A 24,202-nucleotide genomic window follows, 5' to 3' on the forward strand; every position below is an offset into this window, starting at 1 on the left:
GGTCTGTTGAAAATCGGCCTAGCGGTTATTGACTGACCAGTCAATAAAATCGTCAGGAGAGCGGGTTTACGCCTGCCAGGCCCCTCAAACCTTGAAATTTTCGGTTAATGTTCTATTTATGTTCTACATAGTCAGAGGACAAACTGATGGCCCAGCAAACACGTCACGCTGCCCTGAACGGGCCGAATAACGACTACCACCTGCTGCCGGTGACCGACCGGCAAATGCGGTATGCGCGTGCGATTGCCGAGAAGTCAGCCCTTGAGATTCCGGTCGAAGCGCAGCGCGACCGGCGGCTGTTGTCTGACTGGATTTCAGCGCACAAACCACGCGGGACCTCGCAGTTCGACAATTACCCGACGGGAAAACAAGTCGCGTTTGCCGAGCGGATTTCACGCAGCAAACGCCGCCCGATCCCATCTGAGTGTTTTCGCGACAAGAAAATGATGTCGCGCTGGATCGATTACAATAAATAGAGCCTAGTTAGGGTCGTTCCTGATTGTGATTGCGGGCATAGAGCGCGACTGCTGCCGCTACGAACAAGCCCAGCAGGATGTACCCCGTCACAGCCTCGGACACGGCGAGCCCACGGCACAAACCGGTTGGGGACATGTCGCCATATCCGACAGTGGTGAAGGTGACATAGGAAAAATACAGGATATCCCCCGGACCCTGCGCACCGATAACGCAGTGGTCGTTGTACCCAAAGGCCCCATAGACGGCGGCGAACAGGAATGGGACGACCTGAATGAACGACACCCCCATCAGGAACAAAAGCCTGCGGGGCGATTTCACCTGCGTCATGTAATACCAGGACTGCGACGCCAACCAGATCAAGAGCCCTATCGAAGCGACGGTGCCTATCGTGTCGCCAGCGGTCGCCTCGTTCAGGCGGGACAGGCCGTACCAGGCCAGGAAGCTTGCTAGAATCAGCCCCAACGCTGCCAGCAGGGTCGATTTCCATTCAGACAGAGTTGTGGGTTCGCGGTGCATGCGTGCTCTTTCAGACGGGCCTGCTTAGGATCATCCGATCTAAGGCAACAACCTGCAACCCGAATTCAATCCTGCCGCAAATGCGCCTCACCCCGTTCGCGCGCAAGCACGATCTGCTTTTGCCGCTCGCGAAAGCGCATCTTGTCGGCATCCGAGGTTTCGTCGATGCATTGGTGACAGGACACGCCATGTTCGTATTGCGGGCGTTTCATGTCTTCGGGCAGGATCGGACGACGGCAGCCATGGCAGAGCTTGTGCGGCCCTTCGACAAGACCGTGACCAACCGAGACGCGATTGTCGAACACAAAACATTCGCCCTGCCACGAACTGTCTTCAGCTGGCATTTCTTCGAGGTACCGCAATATACCGCCCTTGAGGTGATAGACGTCCTCGACCCCCTGCCCCAGCAGGTAGTTGGTGGATTTCTCGCACCGAATACCGCCGGTGCAGAACATGGCGACGCGCTTGTTGCGAAAACGGTCCTTGTTGTCTTCCCACCAGGCAGGAAAATCGCGGAAACTGGCCGTTTCAGGGTCTATTGCGCCTTCAAATGTGCCAATCGCCACTTCGTAATCGTTGCGGGTATCGATCAACACAACATCGTCAGAACGGATCAGATCATTCCAGTCCTGCGGCTCGACATAGTTGCCGACACGGGCGCGCGGATCGACATCCGGCTGGCCCATGGTCACGATCTCTTTCTTCAGCCGCACCTTCATTTTGCCGAAAGGCGGATGGTCTGCGGTCGCCTCTTTCCACTCCAGATCCGCGCAGCCCGGCAAGGCCCGGATATGCGCCAGCACCGCATCGATCCCTGCACGCGGGCCTGCGACGGTGCCGTTGATCCCTTCGTGCGCCAACAGCAGAGTACCGGTGACAGACTGCGCACGGCACAGTTCCAACAACGGGTCGCGCAGCGCGGCAGGGTCCGGGAAACGGGTAAAGTGATACAGGGCAGCGATTGTGTACATATGCGCGATCTACCCCCGCAGACCCAGAGTCGCAAGGGATTGCATTGACGCCCCGCGCCCTGCCGCCTACCGATTAAGCAGTTAAAGGAGGCCGCCATGACCCATGCCCTGCTCGTAATCGACGTTCAGAACGACTTCTGCCCCGGTGGCGCATTGGCTGTGTCCGGAGGCGACGAAATCGTCGCCCCGATCAATGCCATGATGAATGAATTCGACGCGGTGATCCTGACGCAGGACTGGCACCCCGCAGGGCATTCTTCGTTCGCGAGCTCTCATGACGGCAAAAACCCGTTCGAACTGATCGACATGCCCTATGGGCCGCAGGTTCTGTGGCCAGACCACTGCGTTCAGGGTACGCAGGGGGCCAGTTTTCATCCCGAACTGCGCACCGACGGCGATCTGATCCTGCGAAAAGGGTTTCGCAGTGCCATCGACAGTTACTCAGCGTTTTTCGAAAACGACCACCAGACACCCACGGGTCTGAAAGGCTATTTGGATACCCGTTGCATCGACCGGTTGACACTGGTTGGTTTGGCGACCGATTTCTGCGTTCACTACTCGGCTGTGGATGCCGCCCGTTTGGGGTTTGATGTCACGGTTCGCATGGACGCCTGCCGCGCGATTGACATGGACGGCTCCTTGGCGGTGGCAGAACAGGCAATGCGCGACGCTGGCGTTACGTTGACCTAGGGCGTCGCGCCCGCAGCGGCCAGCAGCTTGATCATTACGAACAATACAACCGCAACTCCCAACGCAAGCCCTATGCGCCCCGGAACAGTGCGGCGATTTTGACTTGGCTGACTGGGCTGCGGTGGCGCTTTACGCACCGGTCGGCTGCGCACGATCCCGGCCATGGGTTGCGCTGTCCGGACATAATGCAGGAAATCCCACATGTTGAATTCGCCGCTGTACTCACCCTTAACCCCACGGGATTTGATGTTTTCAAACAGCAAACGCAGAATTCGCACCCGATCCGTCTGATCTTCGGCAGGAAACACACCAGGCACGATGCCGCTGTTGCGCGACTCGAGGCTAAACCCGGCATCCTGGAAAATCTTGCGGATTTTCGGCGATGTTCCCCGTAACGCATCGGCGGTTCTGATATCTCGGAACACCGCACACACCTGGCGTTCCACATCAGAGTCTGACCCCAGCTTTTCGGGGTCAATTTCGTTCAGTGCTACGTTAACAATATCAAAATCGTACTCGAGACCCATTCACAAACTCAGTTCCGTCTTTCCATCCCCTCTTTTCACTAACCGGTAAAAACAATGCACAATATGCCCGTATTGTGTCGTCATACTGGCATTGTCACCAAATCAGCGACTCTTGCCATTCCCGTTGTCGATTGATCTAACTACGGAAATCGCAGGAGTTCCCCATGGTCGACATCGCGACCCGTGTATACAATCACAAATGGAAGATTGACCCGATTGTCCGGTCTTTAATCGACACAGATTTCTACAAACTGCTGATGTGCCAGTCAGTGTTTCGAAACAAGCCTCAAACAGATGTGGTGTTTTCACTGATCAACCGGTCGAATCACGTGCCTTTGGCTCATTTGATCGATGAAGGCGAGCTCCGGGAACAGTTGGATCATATCCGCTCGCTCAGCCTCAGCCGGGGGGAAAGCACCTGGCTGCGTGGCAACATGTTCTACGGCAAACGTCAGATGTTTCGCTCTGATTTCATGGAATGGTTCGAGAATCTGCGCCTGCCGCCCTATCACCTTGAACGCAAAGGGGATCAATACGAACTGACCTTCGAAGGCAAATGGCACGAGGTGATGCTGTGGGAAATCCCCGCGCTGGCGGTGCTGATGGAGCTACGCTCACGCGCGGTGCTGAACGACATGCGCCGGTTTGAGTTGCAGGTGCTTTATGCCCGCGCGATGACACGCGTGTGGGAGAAGATCGAGAAACTCAGCTCGATCAACGGATTGGGGATCGCAGATTTCGGCACCAGACGGCGGCATTCCTTCCTGTGGCAGGACTGGTGCGTGCAGGCGATGATCGAAGGCTTGGGCAGGTCCTTTACCGGCACATCAAACTGCCTGATCGCCATGCGGCGCGAGGTTGAGGCCATCGGCACCAACGCGCATGAGCTGCCCATGGTCTATTCCGCGTTGGCCGACAGTGATGATGAACTGGCGCAGGCCCCTTACGACGTTCTCAGCGACTGGCATGACGAACATGACGGCAACCTGCGCATCATCCTGCCCGATACATACGGCACCAAAGGGTTCCTGGACAACGCACCCGACTGGCTGGCGGGATGGACCGGTATTCGCGTCGACAGCGGAGATCCGGCAACTGCAGCTGAGGTGGCAATCGATTGGTGGAACGCGCGCGGCGAAGATCCGACACAGAAACGGATCATCTTCTCGGACGGGTTGGACGTCGAAAAGATTCAGGAACTGCACGCTCAGTTCGCAGGTCGAGCCAATATTTCCTTCGGTTGGGGGACTTTGCTGACCAATGATTTTCGCGGGCTTGTTCCCAATGACGCGCTGGCGCCGTTCTCATTGGTCTGCAAAGCAGTATCCGCCAATGGGCGCCCGACGGTGAAACTGTCGGACAACCCGGAAAAGGCGATGGGTCCGAAAGATCAGATCGAGCGCTACAAAAAGGTGTTCGGTGTCGGCGCGCAAGAGGCGATCGAAGTCATCGTCTAACCGTGGTAGGCGGCGACCGTCTTTAGCAGTGAAAAGCCGTACAGCGCCTCAAACCCTTTTTCGCGGCCATGGCCAGATTTCCCCACACCGCCAAAGGGCAGCTCTACACCTCCGCCTGCGCCATAGTTGTTGATAAAGACCTGACCCGAGTGCAGCGCTTTTGCCAACCGCATCTGCCGCGCGCCGTCCCGTGTCCAGACGCTGGCGACAAGGCCGTATTCGGTGCTGTTTGCTATGGTTAGAGCCTGTTCTTCGGTGTCGAAGGGGATCAGAACCTGAATCGGGCCGAAAATCTCATCTCGTGCCAGCAGGTGATCTGGCGGTACGTCCGCGAACAAGGTCGGGCAAACGTAAGCTCCGGTCTCAGGCGCGTTTTTGGTAATCTGCCCCTGCGCGGCGATGGTCAGGTCCGCGCCTTTTTCCAGAAAGCCGCTGACAATCTGTCTCTGCCGGTCCGAGATCAATGGCCCGACGCGCAGATCGTCCATCGCGGGCCCGACCGTGAGTTGTTCGTAAGCCTCAGACATACGGGCCTTGACCTGCTCATAGACGCCTCGCTGTACCAGGATACGGGACGAGGCCGAACAGGTCTGCCCCGCATTCTGGATACCCGCATTCACCAAAAACGGCAGCGCCGCATCCAGATCCGCATCGTCAAACACCAGTTGCGGGGATTTCCCGCCCAGTTCCAATGTCACGGGCACCACATTGCGCCCCGCGGCCTGCTGCACCAAAGCCCCTGTGGCGACCGAGCCGGTGAACGAGATGTGGTCAACCCCCGGATGCGCTGACAGAGCTGCGCCCGCCTCGGCCCCCAGACCAGGCACAACGTTCAACGCACCGGCTGGCAAACCGGCCTGTTGCGCCAGATGAGCAAAGGCTAACGCGGTCAGGCAGGCTTCTTCCGCAGGTTTCAGAACGCAGGCGTTGCCCATGGCCAGCGCCGCACCGACCGAACGCCCGATGATCTGCATCGGATAGTTCCACGGCACGATATGGCCCGTCACCCCGTGCGATTCGCGCAGGGTATAGACGGTGTAGCCGTCGAGATAGGGAATGGTCTCTCCCATCACCTTATCCGCCGCACCACCGTAGAACTCGCAATACCGCGCCAAGGCCACCGCATCCGCCCGGGCCTGAGTCAACGGCTTGCCCACATCCATCGCCTCAAGCTGCGCCAGATCGTCCACGCGTTCCAGCACCAGCTGGCCCAGGCGCGTCAGAATACGGCCGCGCTCGAGGGCTGTTTTGCGTCCCCAGTCGCCGTTCAACGCGGATCGGGCGGCTTTGACGGCGGCGTCGATATCCGCCTCTGAGCCTCGGGCAATCCGACAAATCTCGGTCCCGTCCGAGGGGTTGATCAAAGGCAAGGTGTCTTTCGAAACCGATTGGCTCCAGCGTCCCCCGATCAGGCACAAGGTGGGATCAAACCAAATCTTCTGAGTCATTTGCGCCTCCGTTCAGGCTCTAATAATGGTTCTACGCCGATATCCGCCCAATCTCTGGTAATCGGGGCGCGGCGGCTATCAGGGTTTGCGTGTATGGGTGTTGCGGGTCTTCAAACACCTGTTCGGTCTCGCCCTGCTCCACGATCCGGCCGGATTGCATCACCAATACGCGGTCGGTGATCGTACGCACGACACTCAGATCATGGCTAATGAACAGATAGGTCAGGTCATAGGCCTCACACAGTTCGGCCAGCAAATCGAGGATCTGGGCGCGGACTGAAACGTCGAGGGCAGATACGGCCTCGTCAAACAAGATCAGCTCAGGTCGGATGATCAAAGCGCGGGCAATGGCGATCCGCTGTCGTTGCCCACCAGAAAACTCATGGATGTACTTGTTTGCATCATCCGGGCTGAGGCCGACTGCCGTCAGCATCTCGGCGATCCGATCCTGCCGTTCTGATCCGGTCGGAGGAGTTTCCAGCAAATGGAAAGGTTCAGTGATCAGGCGCGCGACACGATGGCGGGGGTTGAAGCTGCCGTAGGGGTCCTGAAACACCACCTGCATCTTTCGGCGCACTGCAAGGTTGGCTTTGTGGCCGGTGAAAACAGGCTGACCGTCCAGGAGGATTTGACCGGCTTGCACCTCTTCCAAGCCTAATATCGCTCGTGTTAGGGTCGATTTTCCACATCCGGATTCACCCACCAACCCCAGCCGTTCCCCCTGGTTCAGGGTAAAACTAACCCCGTCCACCGCCCGGTGATGACGCGGCGCATCCAGCAAGCCTTTGCGGGGCAGACGGTAGTCCCGGACAACCTGACTTACCTCTAGCAAGGGTCGAGGGTGCGCAGGCTCAGGCAGCGTGACCTGATGGCCAGAGGCCTCGAACAACATGCGGGTATAGGGGTGCTGAATGTTGTGCAGCAGATGTTTGGTCGCCCCGCTCTCGACCACTTCACCATGGCGCATGACGGTGATCTGGTCCGCCATATCGGCCACCACGGCCAGATCATGGGTGATCATCAGCAGGCCCATGTCATACTCGCGCACCAGCCCCGTGAGCAGATCGAGAATCTGCGCCTGCGTGGTGACATCCAGCGCCGTGGTGGGCTCATCCGCGATCAACAATTTGGGGCGCAGGGCAATGGCCATGGCGATCACCACACGCTGACGCTGCCCGCCGGACAACTCATGCGGATAGCGAGTCAAAGGGAACCGATCTGGTGGCAGGCCTACGCGGGTCAACACGTCTGCGGCACGAGCACGGGCCTGGACCGGTGGCATCGCCTTATGAATCAGGATGGTCTCCATCACCTGATCACCGATGGTTTTTACAGGATTCAGCGCCGTCATCGGTTCCTGAAACACCATCCCAATGGACGCACCGCGCAACGCGCACATCTCGACCTCTGACCGGGTCAACAGGTCGTCACCGTCCAGTTGGATCGCTCCGTCCGCCTCTGCTCCGTTCGGCAAAAGCTGCATCACCGCCAATGCGGTCATTGACTTACCTGAACCACTTTCACCCGTGACGGCCACGATCTGACCGGGATCGATCGACAGGTTGACCTGTTTCAGGATCGGTGTCCCATGGATCGTCAGCGACAGGTTTTCGATCTGCAACAAACTCATGCCCGCGCCACCCTGATCCGAGGATCCAGCCAGTCGCGCAGACCATCACCCAACAGGTTCAAACCCAGCACCGTGACGATGATCGCCAAGCCCGGAATCAGAGCCAAATGCGGGGCAAAACTGACCATTGTCTGCGCATCTGCCAGCATCCGACCCCAGCTGGGTGTCGGGGGCTGTGCGCCCAGACCGACGTAAGACAGGCCCGCCTCGGCCAAAATACCCAAGCTGAACTGGATGGTGCCCTGCACAATCAGCAGGTTGGCAACATTGGGCAGGATGTGTTCGGCTGAGATTCGCGCCGCGCCTTTTCCGGATACGCGGGCGGCGAGGATGAACTCACGCTCCCATAGCGAAAGGGCGGCCCCGCGGGTGATGCGGGCGAAGACGGGGATATTGAAAATGCCGATGGCAATGATGGCATTGATCGCACCGGCACCGAACACGGCAGTGATCAGGATCGCGATGACCAGCGAAGGGAAGGCGAAGACCAGATCGTTTCCACGCATGATCACCTCATCCAGCCAGGATCCTTTGCGCGCAGCTGCCGTCAGACCAAGGGGAACGCCCAGCGCCATGCCGATACCTACCGCCACCAGCGCCACCGCAATCGACGTACGCGCACCAACCATGATCATCGAAAACATGTCGCGCCCGAAATGATCGGTTCCGAACCAATGCAATGCATTCGGCGGCTGCAATTTGTTGGGAATGTCCAGCGCCGCATGGTCATAAGGCGTCCAGACGAATGAGATCAGCGCGGCCAAAACCACCAGTGAAGACAGCACCGCACCGAGGATCAGATTGCGGCTCATGCCCTGCTCCTCAGCCTTGGATCGACGGCCGCATAGGCCAGATCAACCAGGAAATTCACGGTGATCACTGCAAAAACAAGCAACATGACGACTGATTCCACCACGATCAGATCACGAGCCGAAATCGCCTGAAACACCAGCCGCCCAAGACCCGGCAGGTAGAACACCTGTTCGATGATGATCGACCCTGCCAACAAGAAGGAAAATTGCAAGCCGATGATGGTCAGTACCGGGATCAGCGCATTTCTCACACCGTGTCGCCAAAGGGCCTGACGACGGGACAGGCCCTTGGCCCGGGCGGTGCGCATAAAGTCCTCGCCCAGAATGTCCAGCAACGCCGACCGCATCACACGGGCCAGAATCGCTGCTTGCGGCAAGGCCAGAGCCACAGCAGGCAAGGTCAGCGAATGAAGTCCTGCCAACACTCCGTTGTCCCAACCGACAAACCCACCGGCATTGAACCAGCGCAGGTTGATGGCGAAGATCAGCACAAGCATCATCGCAAACCAGAAATTGGGAACGGCGATGCCAAGCTGCGTAGCCCCCATCACTGCCAGATCTCCCGGTTTGCCCCGGCGGGCCGCCGCGTAAATCCCGGCAGGAAAGGCGATCAATGTGGACAGGGTCAGCGCATACAGTGCCAGCGGCAGCGACACCCACAACCGGTCTGCGATCATCTGGGAGACTGGGGTGCGGTAGGTATATGAGGTGCCGAAATCCCCGACCAGCATTCCCCCGACCCAGTTGAAGTACCGCTGTACCTTAGAGCCATCGAGGCCTAGTTCAGCCCGCAGCGCGGTCAGCGTATCCTCCTGCGCGTTGACGCCCAGCATGAACGACGCCGGATCACCCGGCGCGACCTCGATCACCGCGAAGATGACCACCGAGGCGACGGCGAGGCTGACAAGCAATGAGATCAGTCTTTTGAAGGCGTAGCGGAGCATTGGCACCACGTTAGGGTCACATCTGGTGCTGGTCCAGCACCTAAGGCACCAGAAGATAGGCAAAAACCGCGTAGGCCACGATCGCGGCATAACCCAGCGGGTAAATCCACTTGATCGCGTAATTGTCCAACGTCCGCGCTGCGCCTTCCTTTCCGGACACTTTAAGTTTCCGCAGAGCCACGTTGAACACGATCAATGCTCCGGTCATCAGGAACATGCACTGAAGAACAAAATCCAGAAAGGTCAGATAACCAAGCTTTGGCAGATCAGCAGAGATCGCCCAGTTGAACGCGACGAAGACCAACAGATTGCCGCCTGCAATCTCGATCCTGCGGCGGTATTCGTCCAGGAAAAACAGGGCCCAGCCAACCGAAATCAGAACCAGCATCGGCAGGAACACCCGAATGACATAGTAGGTCAGGTGCCTGTGACCTTCGAAAACAAGCGCGACCTGATCGCTTTTCCTGCCAGATAAGCCAATGACCTCGGACGTTTCCAAACGGGCGTTATCCAAAATCCACTCTTCTTCGCCCAGCAGGTCGCCAAGGCCCGAGTATTCTTCCAACGGATAGTAAGAGACGTATTCCGTCGGAAAGATGGACACGACTTCAAAGTGAAACTCCTGCGTGTCGAACGGATATTTTCGGAAATCAAAATGCGGTGCCTGTAACGTCAGCGAGGATTTCTCGACGTAGATGACCCGCCCGTCATACCGCAAAGAGGCCGCGTTTTCGTGTATCCACTTGTTGGATTGCTGGTTGTGAATGACAAACGCGGGCAGGACTGCACCGATTTCCGCTGCATGATCGGCCAGGTTGGGCGGATTGAAAACCCGGATATCGCGCCCCAGTTCTTCGCGATCAAATGACAGTGACGGATCCGTCCATTCCGCCCGCAGCACAACGACCGCCCCATAATTCTCGGCTTTTTGATCGACGCTGGTTATCTGGTCGATGCGAATGCCGATACCGACCTCCAGCGGGTTTTCCGGTGTACCGGCCAAGGCATCCAGTCGCCCTCCCAACACGTTCTGAGCTGCAGCCTGCCCCGGGGAAAAAGATGTAAGGCAAGCGGCTGAGACGATAAGGCAAATGGCACGAAACAACGTCATAACAAAACCCAGCCAAACCTCGTGAAGTGCCGGGGCCGCACCGGGCAGCCCCGGTTGGTGCTTTTATTCAGACCAACTGATCTGCGTCAGATCAATTGCGGCCGTGGGCGCGTTCTCCCACAGCCCCTGAACACCGACATTTGCGACCCCCAGTTTCGCGAGTTGGAACAGGTACCCGTTGACATAATCGGTTGAGATCAGGCGCTGCGCCTCTCCCAGCAGACGTGTGCGTTCCACGGGGTCGGTGGTGGCGTTCAGCGTGTCCATCAACGCCTGAAAATCCGTGCTGTCATACTGGAAGTAATAGTCAGGCCGGGCATAGATGCCGATATCCATCGGTTCGGTGTGGCTGACGATGGTCAGACCAAATTCCTTGCCTTTGAACACCGACTCCAGCCATTGCGCCCATTCCACGTTGATAATCTCGGCGGTGATGCCGACCTCGGCCAGTTGAGCGGCGACGATTTCACCCCCACGACGGGCATAAGAGGTCGGTGGCAGGTGCAGTGTGGTCTCGAACCCGTTTTCAAATCCGGCTCCTGCCAGCATCGCTTTGGCCTTTTCAGGATCATAAGCAGACTGACCAGTCAGATCGACATAGGCCGGGTGGTGCGGCGCGAAATGCGTACCTATCGGGGTGCCATAGCCAAACATCGCCCCGTCGATAATGGCCTGCCGGTCGATGGCGTGGGCCAGTGCCTGCCGGACAAGGATGTCGTCAAACGGAGGCTGCTTGTTGTTGGTGGACAGGATCGTTTCACCCTCGGTCGTGCCCACCAGAACCTGAAACCGGGGATCGGCTTCGAATTGAGGCAGGTTTTCCGGTGCGGGGAAGTTGTCAAACACGTCGACATCCTCGGCCATCATGGCGGCGAAAGCGGCGGTTGGGTCAGAAATAAACTTGAACGTCGCCGTCTCTAACGCTGGCTGATCGCCCCAATAATCGGGATTGCGGTTCAATGTTATGCTGTCGCCCTGCACCCAGTTGCCAAAGGTGTAGGCCCCGGTGCCAACCGGATTGGTTTTGATGTTGTCGATGCTTTCGGGCGCGACAATGACCGCATCCCCCCAAGCCAGGTTGAACAGGAAATTGCCGTTCGGTTCGGACAAAGTGACTTTGACGGTCAGCGGGTCAACAACCTCAACGCTTTCGATACCGGCAAACAACGCCTTCTGAGCGTTCGCACTGTCCTCGGCGGTGGCGCGGTCAAGGGTAAACTTGACGTCCTCGGCATCCATGGTTGTGCCGTCATGGAACGTCACACCATCGCGCAGTTTGAAGGTGTAGACCGTGCCATCGTCAGAAATCTCCCAGCTTTCAGCCAAGCCAGGTACGACCGAACCATCGCCCATAAATCGGGTCAGACCTTCGAAGATATTAGTGTAGACCACCGAGTCAATCGCCTGCGCCGCAGCGCTGGTCGGATCCAGATGCGGGGGTTCAAGTTGCATCGCGATGGTGATGTCGGACTTGGCCAAAGCCTGCGAGGCAAGCAGGCCAACGCCTACCGCCAAGGTCGATGCAAATGTCCGCAACATGAATTTTGTCATGTGAACTCTCCCTACTGAAACTGGCTGTGCCCTTGTTTTCAGGGCCGTTTTAAGACCAGTCTTCCTTTAAACCTGAGGTCAATCAAGGGAATGTTCGCGCAACCGGGGTTTCTTCGTCCCCGTCTGATCTGCTATGCCGCACTGCAACATAATACCTGCAGGAGCGACCCATGAGCGCCACCGCCCGCAAGAAAGCCCCGAATGCCGAGGATATTCGCGCCCGAAAAGGTGGCGAGCCGCTGGTCTCACTGACCGCCTATACAACGCCCATGGCGCGCCTGATGGATGCGCATTGCGACTTTGTTCTGGTGGGCGACAGCGTCGGTATGGTGTTGCACGGGTTGGAATCCACGCTGGGCGTCACGATGGAGATGATGATCCTGCACGGTCAGGCCGTGTCGCGTGGGCTGGACAAGGCGATGATAGTCATCGACATGCCGTTTGGCAGCTATGAGGAAAGCCCGGCACAGGCATTCCGAAGCGCCGCCCGCCTGATGGCGGAAACCAGTGCTGGCGCGGTCAAGCTGGAAGGTGGAGTCGAAATGGCTGAAACCATCCGCTTTTTGGTCAAGCGCGGCATCCCGGTGATGGCTCATATCGGTCTGACCCCGCAATCGATCAACACTCTGGGCGGCTATAAGGTGCAGGGCCGGGATGAGCAGGCAGAAGCTGTCATGGCAGATGCCCGCGCTGTGACCGAAGCCGGAGCGTTTTCAGTCGTTCTGGAAAAAGTCCCCCAAGGTCTTGCCGACCAGATCACCCAAGAGATCGCGATCCCGACCATCGGAATTGGCGCATCCGCCGGGTGCGACGGGCAGATTTTGGTCGTGGACGACATGGTTGGCTTTTTCACCGCATTCAAACCCAAATTCGTCAAACGCTATGCCGAGCTGGGCCCGTTGGCCGAAGCAGCCATCGCAGAATACGCCGCCGAAGTGCGCGCGCGGACCTTTCCGGCAGACGAACATGTCTTTGCCGATCGGGCTCCGACCAAAGGACCCAAAGCATGACCGCACCGATTTTGCGCTCTCTGGCTGAACTACGTGCTAAGACTACCGAATGGCACCGTAGCGGTGAAATGATCGGCGTCGTTCCGACCATGGGCGCGTTGCACGAAGGGCATTTATCCCTGGCGCAGGCCGCGAAAGAGGGCTGCGACCGGGTGATTGTGACGATCTTTGTGAACCCCAAGCAATTCAACAACCCAAACGATCTGGCAAATTATCCGCGCACCGAGCATGAGGACGCTGAGAAGCTGACCCCTTATGGCGTGGATGCGATCTATGTGCCGGACCCCCAGGAAATCTACCCTGACGGATTTTCGACTACAGTTACGGTTGGCGGGCTGACCGATGTGATGGAAGGCCCGTTCCGCCCCGGCCATTTCGAAGGCGTGGCCACCGTGGTCGCCAAGCTGTTTCTGCAAACCCAAGCAGATCGAGCCTATTTTGGAGAAAAAGACTATCAACAGTTGCTGGTCGTCCGCCGCATGGCGCGTGATCTGGATATTCCAATTGAGGTTGTTGGCTGCCCGACAGTGCGGGAACCCTCGGGACTGGCGATGTCATCCCGCAACCTTCTGCTGTCACCGGAGGGCTTGAAGGTTGCGGCGCACATGAATGTGGTCATGCGCCAATTGGCCGATGACCTTGCCGCGGGCGGTGATTTCGCCACTCTGGCGCAGGATGCCAAGTCGACCTTGTTGAATGCCGGATTTACGGACATCGAATATGTCGACCTGCGCTGTGCCGAGACGCTGGAAAGCCTGCCCAAGGCCAACAAGCCTGCGCGTTTGTTCGTCACCGCCTGGGCTGATGGTGTCCGCCTGATCGACAATATCCCGGTCAATCCGGTCTGAATTCTGCTCTGGCCCCTTCGGCATTGTTTGCGCTAAAGTCCCGCAAAACGATACCGGGGGAGAGCGGACATGACCTATATTCTGGCAATCGATCAGGGCACCACATCCTCGCGCGCCATTCTGTTTGATGCGCAGATGCGGCCCGTCGGCACCGCACAGCACGAGTTTCCCCAGCACTTCCCGCAGGAAGGTTGGGTTGAACATGACCCCGAGGATATCTGGTCCAGCGTTCTGCACGTGTGCCACGAGGTGATAGAGGCCACTGGCGTATCAGCGGATCAGATCGCCGGGATCGGGATCACCAACCAACGTGAGACGACAGTTGTCTGGGACAAACAGACCGGCAAAGCGATCCACAACGCCATCGTTTGGCAGGACCGTCGCACCGCCGATATCTGCGCGCGCTACAAACAGGCCGGGTGCGAGGATGACGTCACCGCCCAAACCGGTCTGCTGCTGGATCCGTATTTCTCGGGCACCAAGGTCAAATGGCTGCTGGATACCGTTTCAGGGGCCCGCGAACGGGCCGAAGCCGGAGAGCTGCTGTTCGGCACAATTGACAGTTTCCTGATCTGGCGACTGACCGAAGGCCGTGTTCACGCAACCGATGCCACCAACGCCGCCCGTACCCTGCTGTTCGATATTCACAAAGGCGCGTGGAGCGCCGAGATTTGCGATCTACTGGATGTGCCCCTGACCCTCTTGCCCGAGGTTAGGGATTGCGCCTCGGACTTCGGCACCACGACTTTGTTCGGGGGTGACATTCCTATTCTGGGCGTTGCAGGCGACCAGCAAGCGGCCACCATCGGGCAAGCCTGTTTCCAGCCGGGCATGATGAAATCCACCTATGGAACGGGCTGCTTTGCGTTGCTGAACACGGGCGCGCAGCCGGTTCAGTCGAAAAACCGCCTGTTGACGACAATTGCCTATCAGTTGGACGGCCAGCGGACCTATGCGCTGGAGGGATCGATCTTTATTGCCGGGGCCGCCGTGCAATGGCTGCGCGATGCAATGCAGATCATCGATGCAGCCCCACAAAGCGGTGATCTGGCAGCGCAGGCCGATCCGAACCAGCACGTGGTTCTTGTGCCTGCCTTCACCGGCCTCGGGGCGCCTTATTGGAAACCTGACTGTCGCGGCGCGATGTTCGGGCTGACGCGCAATTCAGGAAGGGCCGAGTTCGCTCGTGCCACGCTGGAAAGCATCGCCTTTCAGACCCGTGACCTGTGGCATGCCATGCAAGGCGACTGGGGCGCTGAGGCCGATGTCATTCTGCGCGTCGATGGCGGGATGAGCGCGTCTGACTGGACCATGCAGGGCCTTTCGAACTGCCTAGGCGCTCCCGTCGATCGCCCGGTCATGCAGGAAACGACCGCCCTTGGGGCCGCATGGCTGGCAGGTATGCAAGCCGGGATCTACCCGGATCAGGTCGGGTTTGCCGAAACATGGGCGCTGGATCACCGGTTCGAGCCGACACAAGAACAAGCCGAGCGTGACGCGGCCTATGACCGCTGGCAACGCGCGGTACAGGCGGCAATGGCGTTCTAGCTGTGGTCCTTCAACAAGCGTTGCTTCTGCCGTGACCAATCGCGCTTGGCCTGAGTTTCGCGCTTGTCATGGGTTTTCTTACCCTTGGCAACGCCGATCTTAATCTTGGCCAACCCCTTGTGGTTGAAGTACAAAACCAAAGGCACCAGCGTCATGCCTTTGCGCTGGGTCGCGTTCCACAGGTCTGACATCTGCTTGCGTGACACCAGCAGTTTACGGCGACGACGTTCTTCGTGTTTGAACACCTTGGCCTGCTCGTAAGGCGCGATGTAGCTGTTAACCAGCCATAGCTCGCCATTATCGACCGTGGCATAGCTTTCGGCGATGTTAGAACCACCTGCGCGCAGGGATTTGACCTCGGACCCTTGCAGAACGACGCCGCATTCAATGTCCTCTTCGATTGCATAATCGAAGCGGGCGCGCCTGTTTTCGGCGATTACCTTGTAATTCGGGTCTGTCTTCTGCTTGGCCATGACGCGTTGATTTAGGCGGCTTGAGCCGCCCTTGCAAGGCAGGGATTTCCCGCAGCGGTCAGGATTTGGCCGAAATGATCAGATCCGGGCCAAAAATCGTGTCGGCATGGTTGTGAAGGTAAATCTTCAACCAGGGCGTAAACCGATCCGGGTGGCGTTTCACCTCGGCCAGCAAATCATGGTAGTCGATCCAACGGATTTCCATGACTTCCTCGGGGTTAGGCTCAATTTTCAGCGGCCCGCGGACATGGGCCAGAAAGACATCGACAACCTCGTTTTCCACCATGCTGTTGCCAACATCGGCGTGATATTCCAGCCGGTGGCGGTATTCAGGATAAAGACCGGTTATCCCAAGCTCTTCGCGCAGGCGGCGCACGGCACAGGTCGATGAACTTTCGTCCCAATCCGGATGCGTACAGCAGGTGTTCGCCCACAGGCCGGGCGTGTGGTACTTGCCCAATGCACGGCGCTGTAACAGAATCTCGGTCCCCCGTACGACAAATACCGACACAGCCTTGTGCTTGAGCCCTTTTTCATGCGCTTCAAGCTTGTCTACAGGGGTCAATTCTCCGTCGACCCAAGCCGGGATCATGATTCCCATCTGTCCTCTCCTGCTGCCAATCCGCCTGACTGGGCTGATGTTGGGTTTAGCTGTTGCCGGGTCGGCTTGGCGTTGCGGCATACTCTGCGGTTTGCCGTCAGATACCAAAGTGGCGCTGTTTTATCCTGGTATCAATCGCACCAAAGGCCGCAGGGGCTGCGGCCTTTGGTCCTTGCGCATGGATGCACGGTATCAGCTGTTATTCGCCCGATACACTGACGATGTACGCATAGACGTCTTCGCCACCTTTTTTCAGCCTGAAGGTCATTTTCGACTTGGCAGCAGTGTCGTCCAGATAGGTTTTCAGGAATGCCTTGGGATCCTGCGAATACTCGACAAAGGTTGTCTCGTCCCAGACCAGGCCGTTCTCACCGGCGGTGACGATGCTGTCACCGTATTTGAAGCCTTCATAGGTTCCGGCGGTACGGCCAGCGATCCCATAGAGATTGGGGCCGGTTTTCCCGCCCTTGACGATGACTTCGCCTTCCGGGTCAGCGATCATGTGGCAGGATTTGCATTTGTTGAAGGCCTTCTTACCGGCCTCGGCGTCGCCTTCGGCATAGGCGGGCAGGGCCAGAAGGCCGACGATTGCGGTAGCGAGGATGCGATTCATAGCTTTTGCTCCGATACAAATTGGCTGCACCGAATGGACCGTCGGCGCAAAAAAGAGTCAACGCGCAGATTGCCGCGCGCATATACTGTGCCACTGCGACAAATAGTGTGTCCTTAACTTTTGTCATGTCCCTCGGACCAGCAAGGTAAAAGGTCACCTGCCGCCGGAGTTGCCAGATACACGGCACGAGCGATGGCCCGCGCCAGACACAGCGAGGCGGCGTGCCCGATGACGCCCGGCTCAGCTTCGGATTTGATGGCCTGTGCGCCCGTGCTGACCCCAAACACAAGATCACCATCCCCCGGCGTGTGGGCGGGCACGATGGCGCGGGCAATACCGTCATGTGCGGCAACGGCCAACCTCTGGCACTGCGGTTTGGTCAAGGCTGCGTCGGTGGCAACGATGGCAATGGTGGTGTTCGCCTTGTCGGGATCGACGAGCCGCATCACCTGTGCCTTGCGGCTGGCCGATGGATAGCCGAGTCCAGCGCTGGTATCAGGCCCTACACCGCCGAATTCACCATCTATCTCAAACGGTGCCGCCCAGAAATGCCGGTCCCCCGGCGTGGTGACGCTGCCCAGCGGGTTGACCGCAACCAACGCTCCCACGGTAAAACCACTGTCCAAGACCAGCGAAGCAGAGCCCAAGCCACCTTTGTGCATCGCGGCCAGCGCTCCGGTGCCTGCGCCCGCGGTCCCAAGTTCGAACTGATCCGATGCGGATTCGAACGCGGCACGACCGAAGTCGCGGTAGGGGTTCTTGTCCCAGGTCTTGTCGCCACCATTCAGCAGGTCGAACAGGATTGCGCCAGGAACGATTGGCACGACAACATCACCGACCGGGTACCCTCGGCCCTGCTGGTGCAAGGCATCAGAGACGCCGGAACAGGCATCCAGCCCAAACGCCGACCCGCCCGAAAGTGCAATCGCATCTACTCGTGTCACGGTTTTTTCCGGCGCGAGAAGATCGGTTTCGCGGGTGCCCGGCGCGCCGCCCATAACGTGAACCGATGCCACGAACGGGTCATTGGCTGTCAGGACAGTCGCGCCGGATTTCAAAGCGGCATCCTGAGCGTTTCCGACCATCAGGCCAGGGACATCTGTGATCAGGTTTTTGGGTCCGGGGGTCATTTCAGTCTCTGCGGTTGAGCGGGAGAGCGCGCTGATGCGCGCTGCCTCCGGCGGAGGTATTTTTGAACAGAAGAAGAGCGGATCAGATGCACCGTCCTCCGTCGACCTCAAGCGCGGTGCCGGTGATCATGCTGGCCTCGTCCGAACATAGGAAACAGGCGGCGTTGGCCATATCCTGAGGGGTTGAAAAGCGGCCCAGCGGGATTGTCGACAGGAATTTGGCGCGGATTTCGGGCGTGTCTTCGCCCATGAAGGATTTCAGCAATGGGGTTTCACCCGCCACTGGGCAAATCGCGTTCACACGCACACCCGTTGGCGCCAGCTCGACCGCCATTGTCTTGGTTGCGGTAATCATCCAACCCTTGGATGCATTGTACCAGTTCAGCTTGGGGCGCGGCGACAGGCCTGCGGTTGAAGCAACGTTCAATATTGCGCCTGTTTCGCGGGCCTTCATATGCGGTACCAACGCGCGGGCGGTCAGGTAGACGGATTTCATATTCACATTGAATACGCGGTCGAAATCGTCCTCGCTGACATCCTCAAGCGGTGTGGGCAGGTGGGTGACACCCGCGTTGTTCACCAGAATATCCAATTGCCCGAACAAAGCGAGCGCCGTGTCCGCCATCTTATTGACCGAGGCACCGTCGCCGACATCGACCTGCTGCGCCACCGCGTTGGAACCAAGCTGCGCCACCAAGTCGTTTGCTGCGTCGCCATTGATGTCCGCGATCATGACACGTGCGCCTTCGGCCAGAAACTTCTGAACGATCCCAGCGCCGAACCCGGATGCACCACCTGTGACGATTGCGGTTTTTCCCTCCAGCCTCATGGCGTTGTCCTCCTACCCCTTTTGGCGGTCAGACTATCAACGCCCCGACAAGATGCCAGATCATTCTTCGGGCACCTTACCCCGCAACGCTTTGACGTCGCCGCGCGCTTTCTTCGCAGCAAGTCGACGTTTGACCGAGCCATAGGTGGGTTTCGTAGCGATGCGCCTTTTGGGTTTGACCAACGCGCGGGTGATCAGTTCAGCCAACCTTGTACGCGCAATTTCCCGGTTGCGGGCTTGCGATCGGGTTTCTTCGCATTGAATGATGATCGCGCCATCCTTGGTCCAGCGACGACCAGCCAGCCGTTTCAACCGGTTCTTCACCGGGTCGGGCAAAGAGGGAGAGCGCGCAGCCTCGAACCGCAGCTCAACCGCGGTCGAGACCTTGTTCACGTTCTGCCCACCGGGGCCGGAGGACCGCACAAAGCTTTCGGTCATTTCCCAATCCTGCAGGGCGATATCGTCGGTGATCCGCAACATGGGCGCGACCTTAACTTGCGTGGCCAGAAACAGAAAGGGCCGCCCCGGTGGGACGGCCCTTCGAAAGTTCAGGAGGTCGGGTCGGTTAGATCAATCGACCAGCCGGAGCGAGCGCTCCGCCAAGGGCTGCCCTAGCAGGCTTTCCCCCCGGTTGTTCCGACACCTCTCTCCAATCTCTTTCTTGACACTGGATCACCTCCTTTTCTATCTGTTGCGGTTAACTTTGAGCCTGACACAAGATGAGCCATTCTCAAAGCACTTTTTTACGCAGGCTGCGCAGTCAGTCGCGCGACGATCACCCGGAACGGGATCAAAGCGATCAGAGCCAGCGACAGTTTCACCAGCCAATCGGCAAACGCCAGCGTCACCCAGAGCGGCGCCATCGGGCCCGACAGCATGAAGGGCACGGGCTCCCATGCCCAGTTGATGGCGGCGTCAGCATTGGCGCCGAAGAAAGTAACCGAGGCCGAGAAGGCGATGGTGAAGAACAGCGCGGTGTCCAGCGCCGATCCGACCAGAGTCGACACCAGCGGCGCGCGCCACCAGCGGCCACCACGCATCGCGTTGAATACGGTGACGTCGGTCAGCTGCGCGAGCAGGAAGGCTGTACCGGACGCAACCGCAATCCGCAGCGGAACGGCGGCATAGGTGAACCCGTCACCCTGAAGCATGATCTGGCTGCCGATCAGCGAGCAGATGATACCGGTGACAAACCCGGCGAACACGACCTTGCGGGCCGGACCGACGCCATAGACGCGGTTCATGATGTCGGTGACCAGAAAGGCCAGCGGATAGGTGAAAGCACCCCAGGTCAGCAGCCCATCAAGGATCAGGAACTGGACCAGGAAGTTTGAGGCCACGACAATGGCAGCCATGGCAATAATGCCGGGTATGTAAGCGCGTTGCATGTTTTGATGCCCGTTTTGACAAGGTAGCGGCGACTTGGCCAAGGGCTCGTCCCAAGGCAAGCCGTGCGTTTAGACCCTCATCTGTCTCGTGTCAATCAGGCAGCAGGTATTCGACCAATTCGGTCCGCTGCAGGGCCAGAAAGTTGTCATCCGAGATCATCGTGGCCCGCAACCGCCCCTGATCATCGCGCCAGACCGACAATCCTTCGAGATTGTCATGCAGACCGGTCCCGGTTTCGAACAGGGTTTCCTCGGCACTTGGCATGTCATTCGTCAATTCCCAACGTCGCAAACGCGAACGAAACCCAAAGGCCGAGAGCTTGCGCTCCAGCACGTAAAACCGCCCATCAGGGCCGAAATCTGCGGCAACCGGCTTGAACCCGCTGCGCTGAGGCAGGACCAAAGGGGTCGACCAGACAGTACCGTTCCAGCGATAGACGGGGATGTCCCCACGGGCGGTGCGGTTTTTTTCCGGCATGGTATAAAGCCGCCCGCGCGGGTCGATGGCCAGAGCTTCAAAGGAACCGTTGTCGGCGAGATCCCGAAATGCATCCGGGCGCGGCAACACGCGTGCCTTTGTACCCGGAGCACGGTAATAAGCGACCCTGTGCACCCCTTCGAACGAGACATAGAAACCACCGTCTTCAGCCGCTGCGATCCCTTCGGAATCGCCGACACCCCCTGACATGATACGCCCTTTGCTGGACAGAACCGGCCATTGCCCCAGAACGCGAATGCCGGTGATCTCGCCCCCGCTCCGCTCAATACGCGCGGTTACAAGCCGCGACCGGTCGCTGAGCGCGATCATCTGGCGCCCATTGTCCGAAATATGAAGCGCCGAGAACCCGCCAAACCAACCGGCCTGATGACGCCATGCGAAACTGGTTTGGTGCGTGGCTGTTTTTACGTCCACTCCCAGGGCCGTCGAGGCCAGAAACAGCGCTGCAGTCAGTTGGATTGCAAAACGGCGGCGCATTGTTTTGGCAAATCTGCCAGAACATATTCCCGGCGTTTCTTGGGCGGCGGCGCGTTTGGATCGGGCGGCGGTGGGTTCAGGATGTTGCGCACCCATTGCTGGGCTTCGGCGCAGCCATCGCCTTTGGGTGGCGCATCCTGATTGACGCACCCCTTTGACCCTCTCGGGCATTTCAGGCGCACATGGAAGTGATAGTGATGCCCCCACCACGGCCTGATCTTGCGCAGGTAAGCACGATTACCTTTTTCATCGTTGCACATTTGAACCTTGGCGCCGGGGAACACAAAGATTCGCGCGACGCGCTTGTCTTTTGCGGCTTCGCGCAGAACCGCGTGGTGCTGTTTGGTCCAGTTGCTGTTGACGTAAGCCCCATTGGAACGACGCAGCGAGATGGACGAGATATTCTCGCGCGCCTTGCGCGACAGGCGCATGTTGTCGCCCGGCAGCATCCAGATATCGATATCCAACCCCAACTGGTGCGAACGGTGGCCCGAAGTCATCGGCCCGCCCCGTGGCTGGCTGATATCGCCGATATAGAGACCATTCCACCCCGGTTGCTTTGCCGCAAACCGGCTGAGGTCCTGCACGTAATCGATCGCTTGGGGATGCCCCCAGTTGCGATTGCGCGACAGTCGCATGGCTTGCCATGTGGGCCCGGTCTCGGGCAATTGCACAGACCCGGCTGCACATCCGCGCGAATAACTGCCGAAAGCAGCCGCTTTTTGTTGCGAGCTTATCTTCTGTGCCCCGAACAACTGCTTTGCCAAGGGTTGCGCTGCGGCCGTGTTCGCCAGCGCCGTGATTGCCAGTAGTGCCAAAAAACGTAGTAAAATCATCTGCTCTGATCCCCTTCAGGTCTGACCCAGCGCATCAGGAATAGCCCCAGAATAAACAACAGAATGATTGGTGACACCCCCAGACGCGCACTGCCGGTTGCGGTTGTTGCAATCCCGATCAACAACGGTGCCGCAAAAGCCGTCGCGCGCCCCGATAGGCCATAGAGACCAAAGCTTTCGACCGGAGTTTCGGGGTCGGTGTGGCGTACCATCATCGAACGGCTGGCCGATTGCAGAATACCGCCCATGCCGCCGATAAGCACACCGCAGCCAAAGAAAACCAGGTCTGGCAGGTTGGACCCTTCGGGCAGGCTGATGCCGTAGATCTGCGTCCGGTCCATCATCACCACTGTGATGCAAACAAAGATCAACACCCAGATCGCCACCAAAATCACCGGTTTCGGGCCATATTTCTTATCCGCCTTCCCCCCGATCCACGCAAAAACGGCCGAGGCAAGAACGCTGACGATACCAAAGACGCCGATCTTGATCAGGTCCCATTCCAGCACCAGCCGTGCGTAGACGCCACCAAAACTGTACAGCCCGTTCAGCGCGTCACGATAGAACATGGACGAGCCGAGGTAAGTGGCCAGACTGACGCGATAGCGCAGGTTAGACACTGATTTCGCCAGCAGCCGGAGCGCCTCGCCCACACTTCCCTTTTTGTCCGTCGCCGCATCGTCGCGGACCCACAGGAAATACGGCACCATGAACAAAACGAACCACGCCGCCGTAAAGGGGCCGACAAAACGCGTGCCTTCCCGCGTCGCCGCATCCAAACCAAAGGCGGGCTCCATCCCGATCAACGTCTTGCCGTTGGGTTGTTCAACAAACAGCGCCAGCATGATCGCCAGCGATATCAGCCCGCCAAAATAGCCAAAGGCAAAGCCCGAGCCCGAGATCTCGCCCACTTCGCTATCATCGCCCAGATCGGGCAGCTGCGAGTTGATGAAGATCAGCGCATATTCCGCACCTACGAAGCCGAAACCAAAAGCCGACAACATCAGCCACATGTTCGAACCATCGGGCATCGTGTACCAAAGCGCCGCAGACCCAACCGCATACATGACCGAAAAGGCAAATATCCACGGGATGCGCCGCCCCGACACATCCGCCATCGCCCCCAGAAGTGGCGCACCAAAGGCGATGATCAGCCCGGTTATCGTCAGACAGTTCGCCCAGACAGTCTGAGCGCGCGCCGCAGCCGCCTGCGCATCCAGCCCTTCATTGGTGAAATACCCGGCGGCGACCCCGGCGAAGTACGGACCAAAAACAAAGGTGACGAGAAGGGTGTGATAGGGCTGACTGGCCCAGTCAAAGAACCACCAGCCCCAGATGCGCTTGCGCTTGGAAATCTCTGCCATCTCTGCCCCTGTTTATCGTTGCATTCATAAAACGGGGCTTTGGTTCAATCCGCAAGCGCTGAGTGTCAGACACTTGCTCTTTGTCGCCATGGTGCTTAGGTCTCGGCCAACAAGATAACGGAGACCCCATGCTGTCGCTGATCCAAATTCTACTGCTGATCCTGGACATTGTCTGGTTCATCATCCTGGCCCATGTGATTATGAGCTGGCTGATCAACTTTCAGGTCCTAAACCTGCACCAACAGCTGGTCGCGCAAATCTGGTACGGGCTGAACCGGATATTAGAGCCTATTTATGGCCCGATCCGCCGCTTCCTTCCCAATATGGGCGGGCTTGATCTGACGCCTCTTGTGGTTCTGATCGCGGTCTATGCGCTGCGGATCATCCTGATCAACAATGCGGTCTATTTCTACTGACCTCTTGTTCACCGAATCTTAGTATGTGATTGTCCT

The 24,202-nt window shown here is 58.4% G+C and carries 26 protein-coding genes; 7 read left to right on the forward strand and 19 right to left on the reverse strand.

Annotated features, from left to right (window positions below):
• Positions 1–146: 146 nt before the first annotated feature.
• Complete coding sequence (locus ACR0LF_RS11625; RefSeq protein WP_480579769.1) at positions 147–476, forward strand: hypothetical protein; 330 nt, start codon at positions 147–149, stop codon at positions 474–476.
• A gap of 7 nt (positions 477–483) precedes the next feature.
• Here ACR0LF_RS11625 and ACR0LF_RS11630 read toward each other — a convergent pair whose 3' ends face one another.
• Positions 484–993, reverse strand: coding sequence for a potassium channel family protein (locus ACR0LF_RS11630; protein ID WP_480579767.1), 510 nt, complete (start codon positions 991–993; stop codon positions 484–486).
• A gap of 65 nt (positions 994–1,058) precedes the next feature.
• Complete coding sequence (trhO, locus tag ACR0LF_RS11635; RefSeq protein ID WP_480579765.1) at positions 1,059–1,964, reverse strand: oxygen-dependent tRNA uridine(34) hydroxylase TrhO; 906 nt, start codon at positions 1,962–1,964, stop codon at positions 1,059–1,061.
• Positions 1,965–2,060: 96 nt separating this feature from the next.
• Here trhO and pncA point away from each other — a divergent pair, with 96 nt between their 5' ends.
• A complete protein-coding gene (gene pncA, locus ACR0LF_RS11640; protein ID WP_480579763.1) occupies positions 2,061–2,654 on the forward strand; it encodes a bifunctional nicotinamidase/pyrazinamidase in 594 nt (197 codons plus the stop codon).
• Here the strand turns inward: pncA and ACR0LF_RS11645 are convergent.
• Positions 2,651–3,181 carry a hypothetical protein gene (locus ACR0LF_RS11645; RefSeq protein ID WP_480579761.1) on the reverse strand — a complete coding sequence of 177 codons (531 nt, stop codon included), beginning with the start codon at positions 3,179–3,181 and terminating at the stop codon, positions 2,651–2,653. The two genes, pncA and ACR0LF_RS11645, sit on opposite strands and share 4 nt — an antisense overlap.
• A gap of 164 nt (positions 3,182–3,345) precedes the next feature.
• Here ACR0LF_RS11645 and pncB point away from each other — a divergent pair, with 164 nt between their 5' ends.
• Positions 3,346–4,638 carry a nicotinate phosphoribosyltransferase gene (gene pncB, locus ACR0LF_RS11650; protein WP_480579759.1) on the forward strand — a complete coding sequence of 431 codons (1,293 nt, stop codon included), beginning with the start codon at positions 3,346–3,348 and terminating at the stop codon, positions 4,636–4,638.
• Here the strand turns inward: pncB and ACR0LF_RS11655 are convergent.
• The 6 genes from ACR0LF_RS11655 to ACR0LF_RS11680 all read right to left on the reverse strand — a co-directional run bounded on the left by ACR0LF_RS11655 (position 4,635) and on the right by ACR0LF_RS11680 (position 12,134).
• Entirely contained in the window at positions 4,635–6,086 is a 1,452-nt protein-coding gene (locus ACR0LF_RS11655) for an aldehyde dehydrogenase family protein (RefSeq protein WP_480579757.1), read from the reverse strand. The two genes, pncB and ACR0LF_RS11655, sit on opposite strands and share 4 nt — an antisense overlap.
• Before the next feature lie 31 nt (positions 6,087–6,117).
• Positions 6,118–7,716 (reverse strand): ABC transporter ATP-binding protein, encoded by a 1,599-nt coding sequence (locus tag ACR0LF_RS11660; protein WP_480579755.1) that lies wholly within the window; start codon positions 7,714–7,716, stop codon positions 6,118–6,120.
• A complete protein-coding gene (locus ACR0LF_RS11665; RefSeq protein ID WP_480579753.1) occupies positions 7,713–8,528 on the reverse strand; it encodes an ABC transporter permease in 816 nt (271 codons plus the stop codon). Before ACR0LF_RS11665 ends, ACR0LF_RS11660 begins: the two co-directional genes overlap by 4 nt.
• Positions 8,525–9,472 carry an ABC transporter permease gene (locus ACR0LF_RS11670; RefSeq protein ID WP_480579751.1) on the reverse strand — a complete coding sequence of 316 codons (948 nt, stop codon included), beginning with the start codon at positions 9,470–9,472 and terminating at the stop codon, positions 8,525–8,527. The genes ACR0LF_RS11665 and ACR0LF_RS11670 overlap by 4 nt, the downstream gene beginning before the upstream one ends.
• Positions 9,473–9,512: 40 nt before the next feature.
• Positions 9,513–10,583, reverse strand: a complete 1,071-nt coding sequence (locus ACR0LF_RS11675) for a ligand-gated ion channel (RefSeq protein ID WP_480579750.1) — start codon at positions 10,581–10,583, stop codon at positions 9,513–9,515.
• Positions 10,584–10,646: 63 nt separating this feature from the next.
• Complete coding sequence (locus ACR0LF_RS11680; protein ID WP_480579748.1) at positions 10,647–12,134, reverse strand: ABC transporter substrate-binding protein; 1,488 nt, start codon at positions 12,132–12,134, stop codon at positions 10,647–10,649.
• Between the two features lie 170 nt (positions 12,135–12,304).
• Here ACR0LF_RS11680 and panB point away from each other — a divergent pair, with 170 nt between their 5' ends.
• From panB to glpK, 3 genes are all read left to right on the forward strand, one after another.
• On the forward strand, positions 12,305–13,144 hold the full coding sequence (panB, locus tag ACR0LF_RS11685; protein WP_480579746.1) for a 3-methyl-2-oxobutanoate hydroxymethyltransferase: 840 nt from the start codon (positions 12,305–12,307) through the stop codon (positions 13,142–13,144).
• Positions 13,141–13,992, forward strand: coding sequence for a pantoate--beta-alanine ligase (gene panC, locus ACR0LF_RS11690; RefSeq protein ID WP_480579744.1), 852 nt, complete (start codon positions 13,141–13,143; stop codon positions 13,990–13,992). Before panB ends, panC begins: the two co-directional genes overlap by 4 nt.
• Positions 13,993–14,061: 69 nt before the next feature.
• Positions 14,062–15,540 (forward strand): glycerol kinase GlpK, encoded by a 1,479-nt coding sequence (glpK, locus tag ACR0LF_RS11695; protein WP_480579742.1) that lies wholly within the window; start codon positions 14,062–14,064, stop codon positions 15,538–15,540.
• Here the strand turns inward: glpK and smpB are convergent.
• From smpB to ACR0LF_RS11745, 10 genes are all read right to left on the reverse strand, one after another.
• Positions 15,537–16,013, reverse strand: a complete 477-nt coding sequence (gene smpB, locus ACR0LF_RS11700; RefSeq protein ID WP_480579740.1) for an SsrA-binding protein SmpB — start codon at positions 16,011–16,013, stop codon at positions 15,537–15,539. The two genes, glpK and smpB, sit on opposite strands and share 4 nt — an antisense overlap.
• Before the next feature lie 58 nt (positions 16,014–16,071).
• Positions 16,072–16,614, reverse strand: a complete 543-nt coding sequence (idi, locus tag ACR0LF_RS11705) for an isopentenyl-diphosphate Delta-isomerase (RefSeq protein WP_480579738.1) — start codon at positions 16,612–16,614, stop codon at positions 16,072–16,074.
• A gap of 199 nt (positions 16,615–16,813) precedes the next feature.
• A complete protein-coding gene (locus ACR0LF_RS11710) occupies positions 16,814–17,227 on the reverse strand; it encodes a c-type cytochrome (protein ID WP_480579736.1) in 414 nt (137 codons plus the stop codon).
• 113 nt (positions 17,228–17,340) lie between these two features.
• A complete protein-coding gene (locus ACR0LF_RS11715; protein WP_480579734.1) occupies positions 17,341–18,357 on the reverse strand; it encodes a P1 family peptidase in 1,017 nt (338 codons plus the stop codon).
• 82 nt (positions 18,358–18,439) lie between these two features.
• Positions 18,440–19,186: an SDR family oxidoreductase gene (locus tag ACR0LF_RS11720; protein ID WP_480579732.1), complete on the reverse strand. Its 747-nt coding sequence runs from the start codon at positions 19,184–19,186 to the stop codon at positions 18,440–18,442.
• 60 nt (positions 19,187–19,246) lie between these two features.
• Positions 19,247–19,666 carry an alternative ribosome rescue aminoacyl-tRNA hydrolase ArfB gene (arfB, locus tag ACR0LF_RS11725; RefSeq protein ID WP_480579730.1) on the reverse strand — a complete coding sequence of 140 codons (420 nt, stop codon included), beginning with the start codon at positions 19,664–19,666 and terminating at the stop codon, positions 19,247–19,249.
• Between the two features lie 263 nt (positions 19,667–19,929).
• Positions 19,930–20,574: a queuosine precursor transporter gene (locus ACR0LF_RS11730; RefSeq protein ID WP_480579728.1), complete on the reverse strand. Its 645-nt coding sequence runs from the start codon at positions 20,572–20,574 to the stop codon at positions 19,930–19,932.
• Between the two features lie 91 nt (positions 20,575–20,665).
• Complete coding sequence (locus tag ACR0LF_RS11735) at positions 20,666–21,550, reverse strand: esterase-like activity of phytase family protein (protein WP_480579726.1); 885 nt, start codon at positions 21,548–21,550, stop codon at positions 20,666–20,668.
• The gene (gene mepA, locus ACR0LF_RS11740; RefSeq protein ID WP_480579724.1) at positions 21,523–22,386 is read right to left on the reverse strand and encodes a penicillin-insensitive murein endopeptidase; all 864 of its coding nucleotides are present in this window, start codon (positions 22,384–22,386) and stop codon (positions 21,523–21,525) included. The genes ACR0LF_RS11735 and mepA overlap by 28 nt, the downstream gene beginning before the upstream one ends.
• The gene (locus tag ACR0LF_RS11745; protein ID WP_480579722.1) at positions 22,383–23,750 is read right to left on the reverse strand and encodes an MFS transporter; all 1,368 of its coding nucleotides are present in this window, start codon (positions 23,748–23,750) and stop codon (positions 22,383–22,385) included. Before ACR0LF_RS11745 ends, mepA begins: the two co-directional genes overlap by 4 nt.
• 128 nt (positions 23,751–23,878) lie before the next feature.
• On the opposite strand from ACR0LF_RS11745, the gene ACR0LF_RS11750 reads away from it, so the two are divergent.
• Positions 23,879–24,166, forward strand: a complete 288-nt coding sequence (locus ACR0LF_RS11750; RefSeq protein WP_480471526.1) for a YggT family protein — start codon at positions 23,879–23,881, stop codon at positions 24,164–24,166.
• Positions 24,167–24,202 lie beyond the last annotated feature (36 nt).

The organism is Ruegeria sp. E8 (genome assembly GCF_056533985.1).

What these genes read in the sequence shown, in the direction of transcription:
- ACR0LF_RS11625 (WP_480579769.1), top strand. Translation starts at nt 147, where the DNA reads ATGGCCCAGCAAACACGTCACGCTGCCCTGAACGGGCCGAATAACGAC.
- panB (WP_480579746.1), top strand. Translation starts at nt 12,305, where the DNA reads ATGAGCGCCACCGCCCGCAAGAAAGCCCCGAATGCCGAGGATATTCGC.
- trhO (WP_480579765.1), bottom strand. Translation starts at nt 1,964, where the DNA reads ATGTACACAATCGCTGCCCTGTATCACTTTACCCGTTTCCCGGACCCT.
- ACR0LF_RS11715 (WP_480579734.1), bottom strand. Translation starts at nt 18,357, where the DNA reads ATGACCCCCGGACCCAAAAACCTGATCACAGATGTCCCTGGCCTGATG.
- ACR0LF_RS11670 (WP_480579751.1), bottom strand. Translation starts at nt 9,472, where the DNA reads ATGCTCCGCTACGCCTTCAAAAGACTGATCTCATTGCTTGTCAGCCTC.
- panC (WP_480579744.1), top strand. Translation starts at nt 13,141, where the DNA reads ATGACCGCACCGATTTTGCGCTCTCTGGCTGAACTACGTGCTAAGACT.
- ACR0LF_RS11645 (WP_480579761.1), bottom strand. Translation starts at nt 3,181, where the DNA reads ATGGGTCTCGAGTACGATTTTGATATTGTTAACGTAGCACTGAACGAA.
- ACR0LF_RS11655 (WP_480579757.1), bottom strand. Translation starts at nt 6,086, where the DNA reads ATGACTCAGAAGATTTGGTTTGATCCCACCTTGTGCCTGATCGGGGGA.
- ACR0LF_RS11675 (WP_480579750.1), bottom strand. Translation starts at nt 10,583, where the DNA reads ATGACGTTGTTTCGTGCCATTTGCCTTATCGTCTCAGCCGCTTGCCTT.
- pncA (WP_480579763.1), top strand. Translation starts at nt 2,061, where the DNA reads ATGACCCATGCCCTGCTCGTAATCGACGTTCAGAACGACTTCTGCCCC.
- smpB (WP_480579740.1), bottom strand. Translation starts at nt 16,013, where the DNA reads ATGGCCAAGCAGAAGACAGACCCGAATTACAAGGTAATCGCCGAAAAC.
- ACR0LF_RS11750 (WP_480471526.1), top strand. Translation starts at nt 23,879, where the DNA reads ATGCTGTCGCTGATCCAAATTCTACTGCTGATCCTGGACATTGTCTGG.
- ACR0LF_RS11730 (WP_480579728.1), bottom strand. Translation starts at nt 20,574, where the DNA reads ATGCAACGCGCTTACATACCCGGCATTATTGCCATGGCTGCCATTGTC.
- idi (WP_480579738.1), bottom strand. Translation starts at nt 16,614, where the DNA reads ATGGGAATCATGATCCCGGCTTGGGTCGACGGAGAATTGACCCCTGTA.
- pncB (WP_480579759.1), top strand. Translation starts at nt 3,346, where the DNA reads ATGGTCGACATCGCGACCCGTGTATACAATCACAAATGGAAGATTGAC.
- ACR0LF_RS11720 (WP_480579732.1), bottom strand. Translation starts at nt 19,186, where the DNA reads ATGAGGCTGGAGGGAAAAACCGCAATCGTCACAGGTGGTGCATCCGGG.
- mepA (WP_480579724.1), bottom strand. Translation starts at nt 22,386, where the DNA reads ATGATTTTACTACGTTTTTTGGCACTACTGGCAATCACGGCGCTGGCG.
- arfB (WP_480579730.1), bottom strand. Translation starts at nt 19,666, where the DNA reads ATGTTGCGGATCACCGACGATATCGCCCTGCAGGATTGGGAAATGACC.
- ACR0LF_RS11630 (WP_480579767.1), bottom strand. Translation starts at nt 993, where the DNA reads ATGCACCGCGAACCCACAACTCTGTCTGAATGGAAATCGACCCTGCTG.
- ACR0LF_RS11665 (WP_480579753.1), bottom strand. Translation starts at nt 8,528, where the DNA reads ATGAGCCGCAATCTGATCCTCGGTGCGGTGCTGTCTTCACTGGTGGTT.
- glpK (WP_480579742.1), top strand. Translation starts at nt 14,062, where the DNA reads ATGACCTATATTCTGGCAATCGATCAGGGCACCACATCCTCGCGCGCC.
- ACR0LF_RS11660 (WP_480579755.1), bottom strand. Translation starts at nt 7,716, where the DNA reads ATGAGTTTGTTGCAGATCGAAAACCTGTCGCTGACGATCCATGGGACA.
- ACR0LF_RS11745 (WP_480579722.1), bottom strand. Translation starts at nt 23,750, where the DNA reads ATGGCAGAGATTTCCAAGCGCAAGCGCATCTGGGGCTGGTGGTTCTTT.
- ACR0LF_RS11735 (WP_480579726.1), bottom strand. Translation starts at nt 21,550, where the DNA reads ATGCGCCGCCGTTTTGCAATCCAACTGACTGCAGCGCTGTTTCTGGCC.
- ACR0LF_RS11710 (WP_480579736.1), bottom strand. Translation starts at nt 17,227, where the DNA reads ATGAATCGCATCCTCGCTACCGCAATCGTCGGCCTTCTGGCCCTGCCC.
- ACR0LF_RS11680 (WP_480579748.1), bottom strand. Translation starts at nt 12,134, where the DNA reads ATGACAAAATTCATGTTGCGGACATTTGCATCGACCTTGGCGGTAGGC.